Below are 20,932 nucleotides of genomic sequence, written 5' to 3' on the forward strand. Positions count from 1 at the left end.
ATAAATATAGATGTGTAGAAATCTATATTTATAGAATTATAGTTATATAGCATCACCAAAAGTGGGTATATTATGATATAATTTAGAGCATAAACGGTTTACCGTAATCCAAAAATTTATTTTTTCAATACCTTAGCAAGGAATATAACCGTACAGAAAAAGTATCCTAAATAATGGCAAAACAAGCTACGATAAGAACAGCAAAACCGAAGAAAGAAAAAAGCATTGAAGAAACCCTTTGGGACTCTGCAAATAAACTAAGAGGAACCGTAGAATCATCTGAATATAAACACGTTGTTTTAGGTTTGATTTTCCTAAAATTTGCTAGTGATAAGTTTGAAGAAAGAAGACAAGAATTGATTGCAGATAACAAACAAGCCTTTATCGAAATGAAGGAGTTTTACAATCAATCCAACATTTTTTATTTACCCGAAGAATCACGTTGGTCGTTTATTATTGCCAATTCCAAACAAAACGATATTGCCTTAAAAATAGATACCGCTTTACATACCGTAGAGAAAAACAATCCTGCGCTTAAAGGGGCGCTGCCTGATAATTATTTCTCCCGCTTGAATATGGATGTGAGTAAGTTGGCAGCCCTATTAGACACCATCAATAATATTGATACAATAAAAGACAAACAACAAGACATTGTAGGTCGTGTTTATGAATATTTTCTGAGCAAGTTTGCCTTGGCCGAAGGAAAAGGAAAAGGTGAATTTTATACCCCAAAAAGTATTGTAAACCTGATTGCCGAAATGATCGAACCTTACAAAGGCGTGATCTATGATCCTGCTTGTGGGTCTGGTGGTATGTTTGTACAATCGATCAAGTTTATAGAAAACCACCACGGAAACAAAAAAGAAATTTCCATTTACGGACAAGAATACACGGCTACGACCTATAAACTAGCCAAAATGAACCTTGCCATTCGTGGTATTGCTGCTAATTTGGGAGATGTTCCTGCTGATACTTTTAGGCGTGACCAGCATCCCGATTTGAAAGCTGATTATATTATGGCAAACCCACCTTTTAACCAAAAAGATTGGCGTGCCAGTGATGAATTAGTAGATGACCCACGTTGGAAAGGCTATGATGTACCTCCAACGAGCAATGCCAATTACGGTTGGATTTTGAATATGGTTGCCAAACTCTCTGACAATGGCGTAGCAGGTTTTATCTTGGCCAATGGCGCACTCTCGGGCGGTGGCGAAGAATATAAAATTCGTAGAAAACTAATAGAAAATGACATTGTAGAAGCTGTTGTGATTTTACCACAAAATATGTTTTATACCACAAATATTAGTGTAACACTTTGGATTTTGAACAAAAACAAAAAAGCCCGAACGGTACAATTGCCTGATGCAACAAGAAATTACCGTAATAGAGAAAATGAAATTTTGTTTTTGGACTTACGTGAAAAAGGAATTCCGTTTGAAAAGAAATTTACCCAATTTTCAGAAGAGAATATTATTGAAATCACTGAAGCGTATCATAATTGGCAAACTGATTTGTCTGTTTATGAAAATGTTCCTGAATTTAGTTTTAGTGCAACTTTAGCTGATTTGATTACCAAGGATTTTTCATTAGTACCTAGCAAATACATCTCATTTGTAAACCGTGATGAGAATATTGATTTTGATGATAAAATGAGAGACTTACAAAGTGAGTTCTCCCACTTATTAAAAGCCGAAGCACAGTCTAAAACTGATTTATTAACCGTATTTGAAGAATTAGGTTATGGGATCAAATTATAAGCCTATTGGCGATTATATCCAATTAGCAGATGAACGCAACAAAGGATTAAAAGTAACTTCATTGTTAGGACTTAGTATTTCTAAACAGTTCATAAAATCAGTTGCGAATATTATTGGAACTGATATGGAGAATTACAAAATTATCCGTAAAAATCAATTTGCTTGTAGTACGATGCAAGTTCGCCGTGATAAAAAAATGCCTATTGCTTTATATTCAGAAGATACACCGTCTATTATTTCACAAGCTTATCCCATTTTTGAAATCAAAAATGCAAAAGAACTATTACCCGAATATTTAATGATGTGGTTTACTCGTTCTGAATTTGACCGTGAAGCCTGTTTTCATGCCGTTGGTGGCGTTCGTGGTAGTTTAGAATGGGAAGATTTTTGTGGTATGAAACTCCCAATCCCTTCACTCGAAAAACAACAAGAAATTGTTAGAGAATACAACATCATTCAAAATCGTATTGTTTTAAATAACCAACTCATTACAAAACTCGAAGAAACGGCTCAGGCTATTTATAAACAATGGTTTGTGGATTTTGAGTTTTCTGATAAAAATGGAAAGCCTTATAAAAGTAATGGTGGAGAAATGGTTTTTTGTGAGGAGTTGGAGAAGAAGATTCCTAAGGGGTGGGAGATTCTTGATTTAGAAACGATATTAGAAAAAATAATTTCAAAACGAGGAAAGAGCAAATCTACAATGAATTTAAATTCACGAAATGATGAATTTAAAATACCTGTTATTTCTGCAATGAATGTTTCGAAAAACAAATTAATTAAACTGGATACTGCACCTCATATTGATGAAAGTGAATTTATTGAATGGATGTCTGATTCAAAATTGTTAAAAGATGACTTCCTCTTGACTTCAGAAGCACCGTTGGGAGAACTTTATTATGTGGCTAATGAAAATAGATTTGCTTTGAGTCAAAGACTATATGCTTTGAGAACAAATAAAGAGATAGTTTCTGGATGGTACTTGTATCTTAATTTTAATACTGTAGAAACTCAAAAAGAACTTGAAAACCGATCTTCTGGAACAACTGTTTCTGGCATTAAACTTTCAGAATTAAAAAAAATAAAAATTTTAATACCATCGCCAAATATCAGTAATAATTTTATAAATCAAACAATTCAAATTCCAAAATTGATTGAATATAAATGTATCGAAAATCAAAAAATTGAAGAATTGAAAGGGTTGTTATTAGCGAAAATGACCAAGGTTGAGAGTGAACTGGAAACTGTAAATAACTATAAATAATGGATATAAATACAACTGAAATTAATGGTTTCATCAATGATTATGTTGATAAACTTAGACAAGGAAATGCCACAATATTTGCTGGTGCGGGATTATCAAAAGATGCGGGATTTGTAGATTGGAAGGGTCTTTTGCATGATTTGGCGAAAGAAATTGGTTTGAGAATTGAAGATGAAAATGATTTAATTTCAGTTGCTCAATTCCATAAAAATTACAAACAAAACCGAAACAAAATTGATGAAAAGATAGTCAATGAATTTACGGATAAAGATATAGAGACAGAAAATCATCATATCATTGCAAGATTGCCTTTTAATACAATTTGGACAACTAATTATGATGACCTTATAGAAGATACCCATTATAAATATCAGAAAAAAGTAGATGTAAAAAGTGATGTAGATAGTTTATTTATAAATCGGGATAATCGTTCGTGTATTTTATACAAGATGCATGGTGATAAAGACCATCCAAACAAAGCAGTTTTATTAAAAGAGGATTATGAAAGATATTATTATACACACGAACCTTTCGTTGCACTCTTAAATTCAGCTTTAATTACTAAATCCTTTTTATTTGTTGGTTTTAGTTTTACTGATCCAAATATAAATTATGTTTTTGGTAGACTAACACATCGATATAGCGATAAGAGTAAAGATCATTACTGCATTATGAAAAGGTGCTCTATAAAAGATTATGACAATGATCAGAAAAAATTTGAATATGAGACAATCAAACAGCAACTGTTTATTGAAGAGTTAAAAAGGTATAGAGTAAAAACTATCCTTATTGAAAACTATCCTGATTTGACCCAAATTTTAAAGGAAATTGAAAAAAGATATAATTCACATTCAGTTTTTATTTCTGGAAGCGCTGTTGAATACGGAGATTTCACAGCTTTAGAAGCTCAACAATTTATTCATTTATTATCAAAAAAACTTGTTGAAAAGAAATTAAATGTTATTAATGGTTTTGGTTTAGGGGTTGGAAGTGCAGTTATTAATGGAGCTCTAGATGCAATCTATTCGAATCCACTTAAATATTCAGAGGAACAACTTATTCTAAAGCCTTTTCCCCAATTTAAAACTGGTGAAAAAGAACTTGGTGAACTTTGGGAAGATTATCGCCAAAAAATGATTTCGCGAGCTGGTATAATTCTGTTTGTTTTTGGTAATAAAGATGAAGGTAAAGGAATGGGTACTGAAAATGCTGGAGGTGTTAAAAGAGAGTTTTTGATTGCTTTAGAAAAAGGATTAATTCCTATTCCAATTCATTATACTGGCTATATGAGTAAAGTATTATTTGAAGAACTTGAAGGACATAGTTTAGATAAACAATTAATTGAAGATATATCTAAACTGCAATTAGACAAAGATGATTTAGGAAAATCCGTCAATCAAATTTTAAAGATTATCGATAAAATAATACAGTAGTTATGGCAAAAAAAACTTTTATATCATATAAATATGATGAAGCACAAAAATTAAGAAACAAAATTCTTGAAAAATTAGGTGAGGATGCTAAATATTATCAAGGAGAAACCTCAGCTAGTCCAGACTTATCTGACACTTCTACTGAAAAAATCAAAGAGTATCTAAAAGATATGATTTTTAGTACTTCTGTAACAATTGTTATTATTTCTCCTAGTATGAATTCCAGTAAATGGATAGATTGGGAAATAGAATATGCATTACATGAATACAAAAGAGGTGATATTACGTCTAGATCAAATGGTATTGTTGGTGTAATTATGAATATAAATGGTTCCCCAGATTGGTTGAAAGTTCATGGATTTAATATTCACGGTTCATCTATAGTAAAATATAGAACTGAATACTTGTATCCCATATTATATAGGAATAGGTATAATTCAAATCCTGAAATAAAGCATTGTACCGAATGTGACACATATGATTTTATGAATGGGTCATATATAACACTTGTTGATGAAGATAACTTCTTAGCAACTCCAAATTATTATATTGACAATGCATTTGATAAAAGTAAACAGCTTTCAAATTATAAATTAATGAAAGAAAGATAATATGAGTATTATAAATGAATCTCAATTGGCACAATATAGAAGTAGAACAAAAACTTTTTCTGCCGACAATATTGTGAATTTAAATGAAAGTTTGTCAAGAGATAGAACCAAACCAATGGTTTTTTTATCTCACAAGCATGATGAACATACCATTTTGCAAGATGTTGTTGAATTCCTTAAAAAAGAAGGTGTAGATGTTTATGTCGATTGGATGGATCCGTCAATGCCAGCTTATACAAATGCCGAGACAGCTCATAAGTTGAAAGAGAAAATAAAAGTATCGGATAAATTTATTTTAATATCTACTCCTAATGCGATTAATTCAAAATGGTGTAATTGGGAATTAGGATTAGGAGATGCCGAAAAATATATTGAGAATATTGCTTTACTTCCAATTAATAAGAATTATGAAAGTTTTAAAGGAGCAGAATATTTAGTCATATATCCCTTTATAGATTTTGAAAATGGAACTAATAAATATACTGATGGACGCTCAATAACAAAGGGTTATTACGTGAAATACAGATTGCCAGCTGGAAATCATAAGTTGGTGTCTTTAAAAGAATGGTTACGTTCTAAGTAAAATATTGATAGAATAAATATCCTTTATGGGGAGAACTAAAAGAAAATATTCCAGTTTTTTAATTGATTATAAAAGAAGTTTTAAACAGCCTCTTCTCAAAGTAGGCTCTTTAATGCCTGTTGATTTTTCGGATCATGATTTTTATAAAGAATTTAAAAATTTATATAGCTATTTATGGGATGATATCTGTTCAAAATTTAATGAATATAAAAGAATGGATGAAGGTTTGGTTAAAAAAGGTTTTCCTAAAAGGTATTTTTTTTCTGAACCGAATGTATTTCTAGAAGAGATAAGTTTTCAAATTATTAGTAGGATAAGAGCCAATCACGCACAAGAGGAATACATTTTATTGGAAGAGGAAAGGTGTAAAAACAGAGAAAAATTGCTTCAAAAATGTCGAGAAAAAATCATTAAAAATCAAGAGACTCAAAATAAAAATCTTGAATATATTCAAGAGGTAAATCCTCAATATTCCAATTACTTCATTGATGAATATTTTAGTCTAAAACATAGAAAACCAGAAGATGTAACAGCAAGATATGTTATTTTACAAGAGGCTTCTAAATACAAGTGTATGGGAACCGTGAAATTTTTGCACAAAGTAAATTCTTCTGAAAGGAATTTCAATTTAAGGCATTTTGCTTTTGTAACATTACAAAAATTTGGAATTAAAGAGGTAAGGTTGAGAAAAAACAGGAAAGGAAAAAAGAAACTGGGAGACAATTTAGCGCCTGTTAAAATCGAAACACCTTCAGATTTATTAAAACACATTTATATTTCTCAATTGGAAAAGAAAAAAGAGTACGATCTGTTTTTATCACATAGTTCATTAGATAAAGATTTGATATTAAAATTAAAATCAACTTTAAATTCTTTAAATCTTAATATCTATGTAGATTGGCTGAATGATCAGGAAAGTTTAAAGCGTGAATTAACTAATGTTGATACAGCCGGAGTTATTATTGAACGTCTTAAATTGTGTAAAGCATTAATATTTATATATACTGTTGATAGTTTGAAATCTTTATGGACACCTTGGGAAATTGGTTACTTTCATGCATTAAACAGAAAAGTTTGCGTGTTTTTTTCTGATTCTGTTGACGAAAATAAGATACCAGCTTTTATTAAAATTTATCCAAAAGTAACTTTAGAAAATGGAAATTTGGCAATTATAAATAAGGACAAAAAACAGAACTTAATTGATTGGCTTAAAATGTAATAATGTACTATTCTATATCTTTACTAAAATGCACCGTATTCTAATTGATTAATTTCTATAATCCTAGTACAAAATAATACACCACAAAGCATAAATAAACAATGAGCGAATCTCAAAACATAGAATGGAAAAGAAGCTGACACGATGATTACCTCAAATGGATATGGGGTTGTACTATTGTCGTTTGAAAGCTGATGACCTGCAAATAATAAGATTAAAAAAAAAGATTACCATGAAACACGAAATCATACACAACCTAACTAATAATTTTGAATCGCATTCAAATCAAACTGAAGATGGAGTTGAGTTTTGGTTGGCTAGAGATTTACAACATCTTTTAGCCTATACAAAATGGGATAACTTTATTGGCGTTATTTCTAAAGCAAAAACAGCCTGTGAAATTTCTGGAGAAAGTATTGAAGACCATTTTGCCAACGTCGGGAAAATGGTATTAATGTCAAGTTTCCTGCTCTAATAACTGGACAAGATAATTTAAAACACAAAATGTCCAGTTTTTTATATAATAAACTGGACGTTTTTATATATTTGTAGTAAATAGTATTACATGAAAACCACTGATTACATTACTGTTACCATAGATCGATTCCCAAAAGGATATGTATTCACCTATGCTGACTTTACTACAGCGGTGAATAAAAAAGAAGCGGTCATAAAAGCATTGAATCGTATGGTGGTCTCTGGCAAGATTGCTAAACTAGCCAAAGGAAAGTATTACAAGCCTGAGAGTACTCCTTTTGGAAATTTAGAACCCAACCAATATCAAGTGGTAAAAGATTTATTGGAAGATGATGGCAAAACAATTGGCTATCTTACGGGCTACAGTATATACAACCAGTTAGGATTGACTACTCAAATAAGCAATACCATTCAAATTGCTAGAAATGACATTCGCCCAAGCTTAAATAGAGATCGTTATAGCATCAAATTCGTAAAACAAAAGAACACCATCACCAAAGAGAATATTCCGTTGTTACAATTGCTAGATGCTATTCGATACATCAAGAGGATTCCTGATAGCAGTACTGCAACTGCCTGCATGCGGTTAATGTCACTATTGAAGGAGTTGTCTGAAAAAGACATAGCGACAGTAGTACGCTTGGCTCAAAAGTACCCACCTGCAACAAGAGCTTTGCTTGGTGCGCTATTGGATGAAGCGGGAGTTTCTCAATTCAAGGAACTATTGCTTAAAAATTTGAACCCCATAACAAAATACAAACTATCGGGAGTACAAGCTGTTTTAAAAACTGCCATAAACTGGAATCTAGTATGAGATTACACGAAAACAAAGTCCTCTTTAAGCAATCCATTGCTTTTACGGCGCAACAAATGAAAATACTTCCCATTTATGTGGAGAAAGATTATTGGGTGACTTATGTGCTACGTTTAATTTTTCAGGATGCCATTGGGGCTGAAGCAATCTTCAAAGGAGGTACTGCTTTGTCCAAATGCTTTGGTTTGATTGAACGGTTTTCTGAAGATATTGATTTGGTTGTTTTGAAAGGAGATGAAGAAAGTAGCAATCAATTGAAAAACAAATTGAAGAAAATAACCAATGTTGTTGGAGCGAAATTAACAGAGATTGATGAACAGGGTATTACAAACAAAGTAGGGATGATAAGAAAGATTGCTTATCAGTATCCAAAAACGTTTACAGGGAAATTTGGACAAATTCGAGATAATATTATCGTTGAAGCAACTTGGCTAGGACGTTATGAGCCTTTTCAAAGCAGTACTATTTCATCTTACGTATATGAAATGATGGAAACCGCAGGACAATATCAACTTGCTGAGGAATACGGTTTACTGCCTTTTGAAGCTCAAGTCTTGCATGTAAATAGAACTATTTGCGAAAAAATAATGAGTTTGGTTCGTTTCTCTCATGGAGCAAATCCGATAGAAGACCTGAGAAATAAAATTCGTCATACTTATGATTTACATCAGTTATTGAAAGTTCCTGCAATCTTAGCTTTTTTTGAAAGTCCAGAATTTGAAGCGATGCTTTTGCTTGTTGGCCAAGATGATGTTGATAGTTTTAAAAACAATAATCAATGGTTGGTTTTTCACCCAAAAGAAGCAATACTCTTTCGGGAACCCGAAGCGACTTGGAAAGATTTAGAAAATGGCTATACCAATGAGTTTGGGAATTTAGTCTATGGTGATTTACCATCGAGTAATGAAATACTGGAGACCATCCAAAAAATAAGCGAAAGATTACAGGTTGTAAAATGGAATATTGAAATTCCCGAAAAAGGAGAAACGAAATAGGATGAAATTTACCGAAGCACAATTAGAACAAGCCTTTATCAGTTTACTTCAAGAAGAGAAAATGACTCATCTGGTAGGTGGTGAACTACGTAAAATAGAATATAACGGAGCATCAGAACCACCAACAGTTTACGGACATATTGTTAGTGAACAAGTGTTGCTGACAGAAGATTTAAAAAACTATTTACGATCTGCCTATGCAACCGAAAATATTACCGAAAACGAGATCGAATCTATCGTAAGAGATTTAGATCGTTTGCCGTCATCTGATTTATACGAAAGCAACAAAACCATTATGAAAATGGTAAGCGATGGCTTTTTGTTAAAGCGAGAGAATCGAAGCCAAAAAGACTTCTATGTACAACTAATTGATTATTCGGAGAGCGATAATAACATTTACAAAATTGTCAATCAACTTGCTATTAAAGGCTATGAGATGCGCATTCCTGATTTGATCTTATATATCAACGGATTGCCCTTGGTGGTTTTTGAATTTAAAACAGCCATTCAAGAAAATACAACGCTTCATGATGCCTATGTTCAAATAACAACTCGTTATAAAAGAGATATTCCAGAACTTTTCAAATACAATGCTTTTTGTGTGATTAGTGACGGTGCCAATACCAAAGCAGGATCATTTTTTGCTCCTTATGAATTCTTTTATGCCTGGAGAAAAATTGAGGGCATGATCAAAGAAGTCGATGGTATTGATGCTATGTTTACGCTTATTCAAGGAATGTTCAATCGTAAAAGGTTAAGAAATATTATTCAGAATTTTATCTTTTTACCTGATAGCTCCAAAAAGAATGACAAGATCGTTTGTCGTTATCCTCAGTATTACGCAGCCACCAAACTTTTTGAAAACATAAAACTACATCAAAAACCAGATGGAGATGGTAAAGGAGGAACTTATTTTGGAACTACAGGTTGTGGAAAGAGTTATACCATGTTGTACTTGACCCGTTTGCTTATGCGAAGTAAATATTTTGCAAGTCCAACGATTATCGTCATTACTGATAGAACCGACTTAGACGATCAATTGTCAGGACAATTTACAAATGCCAAAGGATTTGTGGGTGATGAATCGATAATTAGTGTCGAAAGTCGATCTAAATTAAGAGAACTATTGCAAGGCAGAAATAGTGGTGGCGTGTTTTTGACAACTATTCACAAGTTTACAGAAGACACCAAATTATTAACCGATCGAACCAATGTGATTTGCATCTCTGACGAGGCGCACAGAAGTCAAACAAATTTAGATCAAAAAGTAAAAGTTACAGAAACTGGGGTTAAAAAGTCCTTTGGATTTGCTAAACACTTACATAATTCGTTACCCAATGCCACTTATGTAGGTTTTACTGGAACGCCTATAGATGCTACCATTGATGTTTTTGGGGAGATAGTAGATGCCTACACCATGACTGAATCGGTCGCAGATGAAATTACTGTTCGCATTGTGTATGAAGGTCGTGCGGCTAAAGTATTGTTGAATAACCAGAAACTAGCCGAAATTGAAGCGTATTACAATCGTTGTGCAGAAGAAGGAAGTAACGAAAACCAAGTAGAAGAAAGTAAAAAAGCCATGTCGCAAATGAATGCGATTATTGGTGACCCTACTCGTTTAAAAACGGTTGCCGAAGATTTTGTAACGCATTATGAAAATAGAATTTCAGAAGGTTCAACCGTAAAAGGAAAAGCGATGTTTGTTTGTAGTAACAGACTGATTGCTTATGAATTGTATAAAAACATTTTGGCACTAAGACCTGATTGGGGAGAAGTGAAAATTGCAGCAGATGATGTAGAATTGTCAGACAAAGACAAAAAGGAAATCAAACCAATGGAGCGAATCAAAATGGTGATGACTCGTGGGAAAGATGATCCCGAAGCACTGTATCATTTATTAGGAACAAAAGACGATCGCAAAGAACTTGATCGCCAGTTTAAAAATGAGAAATCAAATTTCAAGATTGCGATCGTCGTTGATATGTGGTTGACTGGTTTTGATGTGCCATTTTTAGATACAATGTACATTGACAAACCAATACAACGCCACAATTTAATTCAAACCATTTCTCGTGTAAACAGAAAGTTTGAAGGAAAGCAAAAAGGATTGGTTGTAGATTATATTGGGATCAAAAAGCAAATGAATATGGCACTGGCATTGTACAGCAATACCGATGGTGAAAATATTGAAGATATTGAACAATCTGTGGTTGTTGTAAAAGACCAGTTGGATTTATTGAGTAGGTTATTTTACAAATTTGATACCTCAGGTTATTTTACCGGCACGCCATTAGAACAATTGAAAACTCTTAATCAAGCTTCAGAATTCATTCAACTAACACAAGAGCTGGAAAAGCGTTTCATGTATATCGTAAAACGATTAAAATCGGCTTACGATATATGTTCAGGGTCAGGAATATTTTCAGAAGAACAACGAGATGAAATACATTTCTATTTAGCCGTTCGTTCTATTATTTTTAAATTAACAAAAGGGGTTGCACCTGATACCGCTCAAATGAATAATAGAGTCAAGCAAATGCTACAAGATGCTATTGAAAGTGATGGTATTGAAGAGATTTTTAAATTAGGAGACGAAGGGCAAACCGAAGTCGATATATTCTCGGATGATTATATGGCTAAAATTGATAAAATCAAACTGCCTAATACCAAAATTAAGTTACTTCAAAAACTATTAGCCAAGGCAATTGATGATGTTAAGAAAATAAATAAGATTACAGGAATAGACTTTTCAAAACGATTGCAATTTATTGTAGACAAATACAATGAACGTAAAGAAGATGATGTGTTGCAAAGTCGTGTATTGGAAGATTTCACAGATGAAATTATTGATTTATATTATGCTTTAAAAAAGGAAAAAGACTCTTTTAAAGATCTAGGAATTGACTTTGAAGAAAAAGCTTTTTACGACATTCTAAGGGCTTTAGCACATAAATACGACTTCAATTACCCTGATGATAAATTATTGATTCTAGCACAAAAGGTGAAGCTTGTAGTTGATGACAAAGCAATGTACACAGATTGGAGTAAACGAGATGATATAAAAGCAGAGCTAAAAGTGGATCTAATTATATTACTGGCCGAAAGCGGCTACCCTCCAGTGGATCGTGATGAAATCTATAAAGAGATCTTTGAGCAGGCAGAGAATTTTAAGAAGTACAATAGTTAATTAAACGCTAAATTTAAATTATCGTAAATGGAAAAACCAAATGTCGTTTTAGAGTTGCAAGAGATTTTAAATACTGAATTATATCTTACAGATTATAGAAATGGTGAGTTTTTAAAAATAAATAGGTCAGTAAGTATTGATGAAAATAAGAATATTATAGCTTTAAATCTTTCTAATCTACAAATCTCAGATTTAAAGTTCCTTGCAAAACTTATAGATTTGCAATCTCTCTTTTTAGATGGTAACATAATAGATGATTTAAGTTCTCTTAAAAATTTAATAAGTTTAAAAAGTTTAAGTTTAAATGGAAATAGTATTTCAGATGTAGATTCTTTATCTGGTTTGATTAATTTGGAAATACTTTCTTTAAACGAAAATAAAATTTCAAATATTTCTTCTCTGAATAAACTAAATAAAATTAAGAAGTTAAATATTAGTAACAATAATATTGCTGACATTTTTGTAATTAAACAGTTTAAAGATATTAAGGTCTTATATGCTAATAATAATTTTATTTCTGAAATATTCTGTCTTTCAAATCTTATAAGTTTAGAACGCATTTATTTGTCAAACAATGAAATTCGTGATATTTCAAGTTTAAAAAAATTAAAACATTTACAGGAATTCAAATTTTCAGACAACTTTATTTTTGATTTAAGTCCTATACTTAATTTAATTAAAAATAAAGATTTTACAAGAACATATAATTTTTTTGATAACCCTTTAATTTATCCTCCAATAGAAGTTTATTTAAGAGGTGATCATCCAATAACTAAATGGTTTGAGATAGTGTGTGAAAAAGCAAATATAAGAATTACTCAATGTTTAGAAAAAAATGAGATATCATTAAACTTAAGTAATTGTGGCATCACAGATCTTACCTTAATACCTAATTTGTTTAAATGTATTCAGCTCGAAGAATTAATATTAAGTAATGAATGGGCTGAATATATAGATAACGACTGGACAAAGGTAAGCAGTCAAGATTATGATTTGGGGAACAATTTATACGAAATACCAATTCAAATATCCAAATTAAAAAAACTCAAAAGGCTAATTGTTGGTGGTGATTGGAAAAATGACAAAAGAAAAAGTACTTGGAGAATACGCGACGTTAAAAACCTTGGTAGGTTAACTAATCTTGAATACTTAAATATAAGTAATAATAAAATTTGTTCTATTACAAGTCTAAAAAAATTAGATAACCTCAAACATTTTCATATTAACAATAATGAAATAAATTCAATTTTTTTCTTAGGACATTTTAAGACTTTAAAGTCATTAAATACAAGCAATAATATTCTAACAAATATTAGCTTTTTAAAAGATTTAAAATCACTTGAAATGCTGGATTTACATTCCAATAAAATAAAAAATGTTTATGATCTCGAAACTATTTTATCATCACTCAAAAAGCTCGTTATTGATAATAACCCTTTTGTAATAGACCAAAATTGGAAGCTTTCAAAATACGAAAACCATCTTAGTACTATTGAGAATTATTTTAGTAAAAAAAATGCTAAGGAAACTATAAACTATAAACTTCCCGTGAAAGTTTTATTATTAGGAAATCATGGTGCGGGAAAGTCTACTTTATTAGATTATTTAATAGCCCCCAATAAGAAAACTAGAAGAATAAAAAAGCAAAATGATAGTACACATATTGTCAGGATTGAAAAATATCCTAGATCAAAAACAAAAAAACTGCCTGAGATAATATACTTTGATTTCGGAGGTCAAGATTATTATCATGGAATTTACAAAGCATTTTTAACAAATGATGCAATTAATATTTTATTATGGAATTCAAAAACAGATGAAAATAAAATTAGAATAGACAAGGTAAACAATATTCTTACTAGGGATTTTACGAAAAATTATTGGTTGCATCAATTAAAGCATCAGTATAGTGATAAAGTGAATGTTAAGAGTAGTCATGAAATATTAGAGGATGAAATAGTGTTAATAGCACAAACGCATGCTGATAATGATATTAGAATTACAGAAAATAAACAAATTAATGGTATAAATATAAAGAATGAATTCCATATCTCTTTGGACCAAGATTCTATAGATGTAAAGAACATACATAAAATTAATTTAGATTTTCTTGAGTCAAATCTTAATTATGAAATAGAGGAAAAGAAGAGTCAGAGTAGTTATAACGTACTTCAACCTAAATGGTATGGAGCTTTTTTAAATTTTATTTTTAGCTTTCCATCTCAAAAATGTATTCTCCTTAGCGAATTACTAAAAAACTACAAACGAAAACCAGAAGGGAATGAAACTTCCGAAGATATTTTGAGCTTTTTAATTGAAGATCTAGATCAATTGCATAGGCAAGGTTTGATTTTATACTATAAGAATTTTAATGAATTAAAAGATGTAGTATGGTTAAACCCTTCATTACTGACCACTTTCATACATTCTGAAATTTTAACGAAAAAGGATTTAATATTAAACAGAGGTGAAATTAGTGAAGAAAAATTCCATGACATCGCTAATAAAGATCTCAAAATTATTAAATTACTTCAACTGCAAAAGGTTGTTTTTCATAATAAGGAAAATAAAAAATATATTATACCTAGTTTTTTACCATTAGCAAATGATATTAAAGTAAAAAATAATTATGACATTTTAACTTTTGGACTTGATGAACCGGCTTTTACACTTAAATTTGAAAACTTCATACCCTTTGGTATTGTAAATCAGTTAATTTGCCATTTCGGAAATAATCCAGACAGTAAAAATTTTTGGAGAGATCAATTAATATTTACTTTAGACAATTCAGTTAAAGTTTTGATTAAATTAGACTTTAATAATTTAGAAATATTTGTTTTTTTAAGTAATAAAAATTTAGTAAACAAAGATTTACAAATTATCGAAAGATATATTTTTAATTGCTTAATTGCAATCTACCACGATGTTCCATTATTAGCATTCAGAGATTATCAAAATGATCAAATGAATATAACTACAAATGCTGAAATTAATGATGTTTTATTAAAGAAAAAGCCATTGGTTAGAAATTCTTTAACGGTTAATTTTATTGATATTATAAACAAACTTCCAGATGATTTATATATATCACTTGACAATGAATATTTTGTGAAGGGTACTATGTTGAATTCTCTTATAGATGGCTTTAGGATCTCTTCCATGTCAACAATAGCAGAACCAGTACAAAAAAGTCCTGAAACTGGTGAAAATTATATCATTAGAACATTATCAAAAGTTCATTCAAAAGAATTGCCAATTTATAAATTCCAAAATTTCACCAATCAAAATTTAAAAAAAATGAAAAAAATATTTATTTCATATTCAAAAGATGACTTTTCATTAGTCAAGCAATTTCAAGATCATTTATCTTCTTTAAAAAGAGATAGTATTATTTCAACTTGGTACTGCACAGAACTAATTGCAGGTGGTGAATGGGATAAAGATATTACAAAACATTTTGAAGAGGCAGATATTGTTTGTTTTATGATAAGTTCAAATCTAATGCGAACTGATTATATTCATAAGTATGAAATAACCAAAGCTTTCGAAAAGAAGAAAAAAGATGATAGCTTTAAAATAGTTCCAATTATTTTAGATTTCTGCAGTTGGAGTACTACAAATAACGATTTAAGTAAATTCACGGCTTTGCCATACACAGCAAAGCCTGTTTGTGATTTTGACAACAAAAATATGGCTTGGTATATAATTGTCGAATGCCTTAGATTTATGATTGCTTCAGATCAACAACCAACAGGAGATGACTGGTTTAAAAACGATGAATTGCCAAATAACATTTATAAAATTTACAAAAGAATTGTTGAAGGATTAGTAGATAAAAATTCGTAGAAATAATTGATTTGTATTATGCTTTAAAAAATAAAAAGACTCGTTTAAAGATTTGTGTATTGATTTTGAAGAAAAAGTATTTTATGACAAATTGAAGGCTGTAGTTTACAAATACGACTTCACCTGTCTCGATGACAAATTAATTGCTTAGCGCTAAAGGTAAAGCTTGTCATAGATAACAAAGCAAAGTATACAGATTTGACTAAACGAGATGATATAAAAGCAGAGCTAAAAGTGGATCTAATTGTATTATTGGCGGAAAGCGGCTACCCTTTAGTGGATCTCGATGAGATATACAAAGAAATTTTTTAACAAGCAGAGAATTTTAAGAAGTACAATTAAAAAGTTATTTCCGAAAAACATTTTTGAGCTTTTTGAGGAGCTCAAATGTTTTTCAGAATAACTTTTATCATCATGTAAAATTTAATCTTTTACATAGCACTAAAAATTTTGTTTATTGCGTTAACGGTGGCCATCGAACTCACTTGATGATACATATTGAAAGTTTTAATATCTAGATGTCCTGTAACACTCATTATTGTTTTATCAGCAAGCCCAGCATCTCGAAGTATAGTAACAAATGACCTTCTAGCGGTGTGCGTGGTTATACGATCACAAAATGGTTTTATGAATCGTTTTTGCTCTACACCTTTCGTTCGAGAATATTCTACATCATGAACAATATCCATAGCTCTTAAAATTTTTTTAATTGCTCTATTTTGTTCCTGATTTGTACTTAATGGCAAATTATAGTTATATCTTTCTAAAATTTCCAAAGCTATTTTGTATAATGGAATTTCACGATCTGGTTTTTTACTATCTTTCCCTTCTTTGAGAAAAAGACACTTCTGAATAGTAACAATACGCTTATTAACAAGTTCTAAATCACTATATCTCATACCAGTTAAGCATTGAAAAACAAAAATATCTCTAGCTTTTGTTAGTGATTCTGTTGCACACTGAAAATCATTGATTGCTTTCACTTGATCCATAGTTAAAGCTTCTTGACGTGTTAAAACTCGTTGCGGTTTTTTAAACTCTATAAATTCGGAATTAAATGCATAACCGTTTTTAATGGACCAAAACATAAATGTCTTAAACAATCCGACATTGCGACTAAACGTATTAGTATAATGGTCTTTATATTCATAGCAAAAATCTGTAAACTCAGTAAAGAACTTTCTATTTACTTTTGCAAAGGTTAATTTATATTTCTTAACCTTTTCGAATTCTTCCAATAGGTTTTTAATATTTTTGTACCTTTTTATAGTCGCTGGCGACCACTCTTTTAATTTTATCTTTTCTTCAGTAAAATTATCATAGACTTCAAAAAACGAGCTAACTTTAATTACTCTTTCAAATACTTGATCGAAATGTTCTTTTAATATATTACTATCAAAAGTTTGTTCTCCCAACTCCGAACGTGATATTATTTTTTGGAATTCTGTGGCGAAGTCATGTAGCCTTTTAGTAATTTGTTTTTGATTTTGAGAAATTAAAACACCTTTTTTATTGGGACATTTATTTTCAAAATCCCAGTGCTTAGGTAAAATTGATTTTTTTGTAGAATAAACAAATTTCTTTTTTTCATCATTGAAAAAGCAAGAGAAGAGAATCAATGTTTCTTGATCAGATTTAGGTTTTCGGAGATTAAATGTGTACTTCATAATTTTTATAATAATTTAGTTAAAATGATGCGTTGACAAAATGGTTGACAATTATGTTATATTTCATTACTATTAAATTTTATAATGAAACATAAAAAACAACCACAAAACACTGTTTAACAACAACATAGTGAATAAATCTATATAAACAAATATATACGAAAGTATAGTCGGCGACTCCACAAAAAACCCTGTAAACATCTAGTTTACAGGGTTTTTTATTTTTTGATAATAATTTTCTTGAACATCAAATAGAATTATAAAGTTTTTAAAAAATAAAACGCTACCATTCCATTATTTTTCTTATTTAAAATCCTGCAGAATATAGTATCATATCCGCATTCAAAAATTTAAGTGGGTTCAGCGGTATTTTGAAGACTTTTCTAAAACTTTATTGATTTAAACGGTATAGGTATAATAGCAGCTTAACTAAAAGTATTTACCATGCCATTATAACCGCCTTGAACTGCTTTTATGATATGAGATTTATCCAAATTCAAGCCTTCTATTTTATCAATTTTAGTAAACTCACGCATATTATCAGTCCCCCACAAACTGAATTCAACAATAATAGGCGTTAAACTGATTCCTTTTGGAGTTAACAAATAAATATTCTCTTTTTTATTTTCAAGAACTTTTATTTTGAAAATGAGCTTATACGATTCTAATAATTTCAGTCGTGCTGATAAAATACTGGGTGCAATCCTTTCATCAGAATCAGAGATTTCCTTGAATGTTTTTTTGTGCTTCACGAGCATATCTCTAATGATCAGCAACGACCATTTGTCACCAATCACATCCAGTGTAGAGGAGATTGGGCAGCCTGAGCGAAATTCTTTTTCCATTTTTTTTAAAATTATTACTATCGTTTCGATAGTAATTAGTATTTTTGCTTTCGATTCGATAGCAAAAATACAAAAATTAAACAAGAAATTATGTTAGCAGGACATTTCACAACAGCATTACTAGCAAAACAAAAGTTTCCAAAAGGAACTTTAATCTATTTTTTAATTCTATCCCAATTACAGGATTTACTCTGGTTTCTCTTTCATTATTTAGGACTGGAAACCACCAAACCCAGTGATGCCTTTGATGCCACTTTAAGTAATATGGCAGTGGATATGCTCTATAGTCACGATTTGCTACCCTTACTATTCTGGCTGGCAATTGTTTTCCTAATTGGAAAATTGATTTTCAAAAGCACCAAAATAGGAATAGTAAGTATGGTTTTAATTTCTGTTCACTTTGTATTGGATTTCTTTTCAGGTCATATGCATCATGTTTTTGGTGCCGATACTGCTGAAGCCGGACTGGGTTTGTATGCGGCTAGTCCCTACTTAGCGATTTTAATTGAAGCTATCTTTAGCGCGGGAGCACTTTGGTATTTTTTTAATGAGGAAGCCAAAAATGGCGTGATCAGAACCTCCACAAATAGACTAGCCATCATTGCTGTTTTTGGTTACGGAATTATTTTTATGCTACTCATCGCTACCCGATCTTTTAGAGAGTTATTGCATATTCCCGAATTTGATTTGGGTTTTAATACCAATATGCCAACCTTAATTTTTACTTATGGTGCCATGCTTTACTGTTTAAATTATTTTGTGTCGAAAACCAAAAATACCTTAATTACTAAATCATGATAGAAGGATTTATAGGTTTTATAAAAGAATTAAAAGTTCGTAACGACGCCTTATTTTACTTTGGTTTGTTATGCCTACTGCTTTCGGTAATTTGTATTGTATTGACTAAAACAACATCAACACAACTTCATGGGGTAAACGCATGGTTCAAACCTTTCAAATTTGCAGTGTCATTGGGTTTATACTCTTGGACAATGGCTTGGTACTGCCATTATCTATCTGATTTTAATACTACCCCTTTTAACTGGACCGTAATTATATTGTTTGGTCTCGAACTTTTGTATATTATTTTTCAAGCATCAAAGGGGCAATTATCGCATTACAATACAAGCACTCCAACCTATTCACTGTTGTACTCACTTATGGGTTTAGTAGCAGCAGTTGTTACGTTGTATACTGCCTGTATTGGCTTGCTATTTTTTACACAGTCTTTTCCAGAGTTACCCTCCTATTATGTTTGGTCCATTCGTTTGGGAATTTTAATTTTTGTTGTTTTTTCATTTGAAGGAGGTTTAATGGGCTCTCGCATGAATCACAGTGTCGGGGCTATCAATGATAATTCGAATATGTGGCTTATTGGTTGGAGTAAAACTGTAGGCGATTTGAGAGTTGCACACTTTATTGGAATGCATGCTTTACAGCTACTTCCCTTACTTTCCTTTTATATTTTTAAAAATACAAAAGCAACAATAATTATTTCAATTCTATATGGCTTACTTGCAGTATCAACATTAGTACAGGCATTGAACGGTAAACCTCTTATTAATCAAAAGAAAGTAGAGGAACAGAAATAAAATCGACTTTCTAACGTTAAATTGTTTGAATTATCTTGTGCCAAAATACAAGACAGTAAGCAAATTGTAAGAACTTTATTAATGATTTACTCTGAATCTACTATTGTTTTTCTATCTTTGGTATAAGTGCCTTAATATAGAGAAACAACTAAATAATAGTAACTAAAAGGCACAAAATCAAAATTCTTTTATTATGAAATACGCATTCGTAATCGGACTCTTTTTAGTTCAAATCCTTGGTTATTCACAATCGAATAAGGTAGAAGCTTCTTCTCAAAAAGCAGATGACAAGTTGTTGTTAACCATTTTCTTGAAACACGATCAAAGCATGAATTTGAATGAGATCGAAAAAATAAGAACCGATCAAGGCTTTTATAAAAATTTCCCACCAGAAGGAGTTTCCGTAGTCAATTGGTATGTGGTAATGGGTATTGGTCAAATGGTAGTGTTAGAACTTCCTGCCTCCAAATTAGCTGCAGTAAACTTGGCAATTGAAAGAACCGCATGGAAGGCTTTCAAAACAGAAATTTATCCTACGTACAACTTATATCCTATTGTAGAAGGTAAGTTGGAAAATAAGTCGAAAGTAACTTACTAAGAATTATAAAAAAACTAAGATAGTAACGATGTAAGTTGGTA

General features: G+C 30.9%; 17 protein-coding genes. 15 read left to right on the forward strand and 2 right to left on the reverse strand.

Annotated elements, in window-relative coordinates; translation table 11 throughout:
* Positions 1 to 173: 173 nt before the first annotated feature.
* The 12 genes from H603_RS0104435 (at position 174) to H603_RS17775 (ending at position 16,501) form a co-directional block, all read left to right on the forward strand.
* Positions 174 to 1,757 carry a type I restriction-modification system subunit M gene (locus tag H603_RS0104435; RefSeq protein ID WP_026707444.1) on the forward strand — a complete coding sequence of 528 codons (1,584 nt, stop codon included), beginning with the start codon at positions 174 to 176 and terminating at the stop codon, positions 1,755 to 1,757.
* Positions 1,741 to 3,021 (forward strand): restriction endonuclease subunit S, encoded by a 1,281-nt coding sequence (locus H603_RS17270; RefSeq protein WP_026707445.1) that lies wholly within the window; start codon positions 1,741 to 1,743, stop codon positions 3,019 to 3,021. Before H603_RS0104435 ends, H603_RS17270 begins: the two co-directional genes overlap by 17 nt.
* Positions 3,021 to 4,454: an SIR2 family protein gene (locus tag H603_RS0104445; protein WP_026707446.1), complete on the forward strand. Its 1,434-nt coding sequence runs from the start codon at positions 3,021 to 3,023 to the stop codon at positions 4,452 to 4,454. Before H603_RS17270 ends, H603_RS0104445 begins: the two co-directional genes overlap by 1 nt.
* A 2-nt stretch (positions 4,455 to 4,456) precedes the next feature.
* On the forward strand, positions 4,457 to 5,065 hold the full coding sequence (locus tag H603_RS0104450; RefSeq protein WP_026707447.1) for a TIR domain-containing protein: 609 nt from the start codon (positions 4,457 to 4,459) through the stop codon (positions 5,063 to 5,065).
* 1 nt (position 5,066) lies between these two features.
* Complete coding sequence (locus H603_RS0104455; RefSeq protein WP_026707448.1) at positions 5,067 to 5,648, forward strand: toll/interleukin-1 receptor domain-containing protein; 582 nt, start codon at positions 5,067 to 5,069, stop codon at positions 5,646 to 5,648.
* A gap of 25 nt (positions 5,649 to 5,673) precedes the next feature.
* Positions 5,674 to 6,867 (forward strand): TIR domain-containing protein, encoded by a 1,194-nt coding sequence (locus H603_RS0104460; RefSeq protein ID WP_026707449.1) that lies wholly within the window; start codon positions 5,674 to 5,676, stop codon positions 6,865 to 6,867.
* Positions 6,868 to 7,099: 232 nt separating this feature from the next.
* The gene (locus tag H603_RS0104465; RefSeq protein ID WP_245576084.1) at positions 7,100 to 7,342 is read left to right on the forward strand and encodes a hypothetical protein; all 243 of its coding nucleotides are present in this window, start codon (positions 7,100 to 7,102) and stop codon (positions 7,340 to 7,342) included.
* Positions 7,343 to 7,432: 90 nt separating this feature from the next.
* Positions 7,433 to 8,158: a type IV toxin-antitoxin system AbiEi family antitoxin domain-containing protein gene (locus H603_RS0104470; RefSeq protein ID WP_026707451.1), complete on the forward strand. Its 726-nt coding sequence runs from the start codon at positions 7,433 to 7,435 to the stop codon at positions 8,156 to 8,158.
* Positions 8,155 to 9,153 carry a nucleotidyl transferase AbiEii/AbiGii toxin family protein gene (locus tag H603_RS0104475; protein ID WP_026707452.1) on the forward strand — a complete coding sequence of 333 codons (999 nt, stop codon included), beginning with the start codon at positions 8,155 to 8,157 and terminating at the stop codon, positions 9,151 to 9,153. Before H603_RS0104470 ends, H603_RS0104475 begins: the two co-directional genes overlap by 4 nt.
* Position 9,154: 1 nt before the next feature.
* On the forward strand, positions 9,155 to 12,343 hold the full coding sequence (locus tag H603_RS0104480; RefSeq protein WP_026707453.1) for a type I restriction endonuclease subunit R: 3,189 nt from the start codon (positions 9,155 to 9,157) through the stop codon (positions 12,341 to 12,343).
* A 27-nt stretch (positions 12,344 to 12,370) separates the two neighbouring features.
* Positions 12,371 to 16,189 carry a leucine-rich repeat domain-containing protein gene (locus tag H603_RS0104485; RefSeq protein WP_026707454.1) on the forward strand — a complete coding sequence of 1,273 codons (3,819 nt, stop codon included), beginning with the start codon at positions 12,371 to 12,373 and terminating at the stop codon, positions 16,187 to 16,189.
* 198 nt (positions 16,190 to 16,387) lie between these two features.
* Positions 16,388 to 16,501 (forward strand): type I restriction enzyme endonuclease domain-containing protein, encoded by a 114-nt coding sequence (locus H603_RS17775; RefSeq protein WP_394359120.1) that lies wholly within the window; start codon positions 16,388 to 16,390, stop codon positions 16,499 to 16,501.
* A 119-nt stretch (positions 16,502 to 16,620) separates the two neighbouring features.
* Here the strand turns inward: H603_RS17775 and H603_RS0104490 are convergent, their stop codons facing one another.
* The gene (locus H603_RS0104490; protein WP_026707455.1) at positions 16,621 to 17,856 is read right to left on the reverse strand and encodes a tyrosine-type recombinase/integrase; all 1,236 of its coding nucleotides are present in this window, start codon (positions 17,854 to 17,856) and stop codon (positions 16,621 to 16,623) included.
* 425 nt (positions 17,857 to 18,281) lie between these two features.
* A complete protein-coding gene (locus H603_RS0104495) occupies positions 18,282 to 18,701 on the reverse strand; it encodes a winged helix-turn-helix transcriptional regulator (RefSeq protein ID WP_035675450.1) in 420 nt (139 codons plus the stop codon).
* Between the two features lie 90 nt (positions 18,702 to 18,791).
* Here H603_RS0104495 and H603_RS0104500 point away from each other — a divergent pair, with 90 nt between their 5' ends.
* The 3 genes from H603_RS0104500 (at position 18,792) to H603_RS0104510 (ending at position 20,891) form a co-directional block, all read left to right on the forward strand.
* Positions 18,792 to 19,499, forward strand: coding sequence for a hypothetical protein (locus tag H603_RS0104500; protein WP_026707457.1), 708 nt, complete (start codon positions 18,792 to 18,794; stop codon positions 19,497 to 19,499).
* Positions 19,496 to 20,293 carry a hypothetical protein gene (locus H603_RS0104505; RefSeq protein WP_026707458.1) on the forward strand — a complete coding sequence of 266 codons (798 nt, stop codon included), beginning with the start codon at positions 19,496 to 19,498 and terminating at the stop codon, positions 20,291 to 20,293. The genes H603_RS0104500 and H603_RS0104505 overlap by 4 nt, the downstream gene beginning before the upstream one ends.
* 193 nt (positions 20,294 to 20,486) lie before the next feature.
* Entirely contained in the window at positions 20,487 to 20,891 is a 405-nt protein-coding gene (locus tag H603_RS0104510) for a hypothetical protein (protein WP_026707459.1), read from the forward strand.
* Positions 20,892 to 20,932: the final 41 nt, after the last annotated feature.

The organism is Flavobacterium frigidarium DSM 17623 (genome assembly GCF_000425505.1).
In the GTDB taxonomy this organism is placed as follows: domain Bacteria; phylum Bacteroidota; class Bacteroidia; order Flavobacteriales; family Flavobacteriaceae; genus Flavobacterium; species Flavobacterium frigidarium.

What these genes read in the sequence shown, in the direction of transcription:
- H603_RS0104435 (WP_026707444.1), top strand. Translation starts at nt 174, where the DNA reads ATGGCAAAACAAGCTACGATAAGAACAGCAAAACCGAAGAAAGAAAAA.
- H603_RS17270 (WP_026707445.1), top strand. Translation starts at nt 1,741, where the DNA reads ATGGGATCAAATTATAAGCCTATTGGCGATTATATCCAATTAGCAGAT.
- H603_RS0104445 (WP_026707446.1), top strand. Translation starts at nt 3,021, where the DNA reads ATGGATATAAATACAACTGAAATTAATGGTTTCATCAATGATTATGTT.
- H603_RS0104450 (WP_026707447.1), top strand. Translation starts at nt 4,457, where the DNA reads ATGGCAAAAAAAACTTTTATATCATATAAATATGATGAAGCACAAAAA.
- H603_RS0104455 (WP_026707448.1), top strand. Translation starts at nt 5,067, where the DNA reads ATGAGTATTATAAATGAATCTCAATTGGCACAATATAGAAGTAGAACA.
- H603_RS0104460 (WP_026707449.1), top strand. Translation starts at nt 5,674, where the DNA reads ATGGGGAGAACTAAAAGAAAATATTCCAGTTTTTTAATTGATTATAAA.
- H603_RS0104465 (WP_245576084.1), top strand. Translation starts at nt 7,100, where the DNA reads ATGAAACACGAAATCATACACAACCTAACTAATAATTTTGAATCGCAT.
- H603_RS0104470 (WP_026707451.1), top strand. Translation starts at nt 7,433, where the DNA reads ATGAAAACCACTGATTACATTACTGTTACCATAGATCGATTCCCAAAA.
- H603_RS0104475 (WP_026707452.1), top strand. Translation starts at nt 8,155, where the DNA reads ATGAGATTACACGAAAACAAAGTCCTCTTTAAGCAATCCATTGCTTTT.
- H603_RS0104480 (WP_026707453.1), top strand. Translation starts at nt 9,155, where the DNA reads ATGAAATTTACCGAAGCACAATTAGAACAAGCCTTTATCAGTTTACTT.
- H603_RS0104485 (WP_026707454.1), top strand. Translation starts at nt 12,371, where the DNA reads ATGGAAAAACCAAATGTCGTTTTAGAGTTGCAAGAGATTTTAAATACT.
- H603_RS0104490 (WP_026707455.1), bottom strand. Translation starts at nt 17,856, where the DNA reads ATGAAGTACACATTTAATCTCCGAAAACCTAAATCTGATCAAGAAACA.
- H603_RS0104495 (WP_035675450.1), bottom strand. Translation starts at nt 18,701, where the DNA reads ATGGAAAAAGAATTTCGCTCAGGCTGCCCAATCTCCTCTACACTGGAT.
- H603_RS0104500 (WP_026707457.1), top strand. Translation starts at nt 18,792, where the DNA reads ATGTTAGCAGGACATTTCACAACAGCATTACTAGCAAAACAAAAGTTT.
- H603_RS0104505 (WP_026707458.1), top strand. Translation starts at nt 19,496, where the DNA reads ATGATAGAAGGATTTATAGGTTTTATAAAAGAATTAAAAGTTCGTAAC.
- H603_RS0104510 (WP_026707459.1), top strand. Translation starts at nt 20,487, where the DNA reads ATGAAATACGCATTCGTAATCGGACTCTTTTTAGTTCAAATCCTTGGT.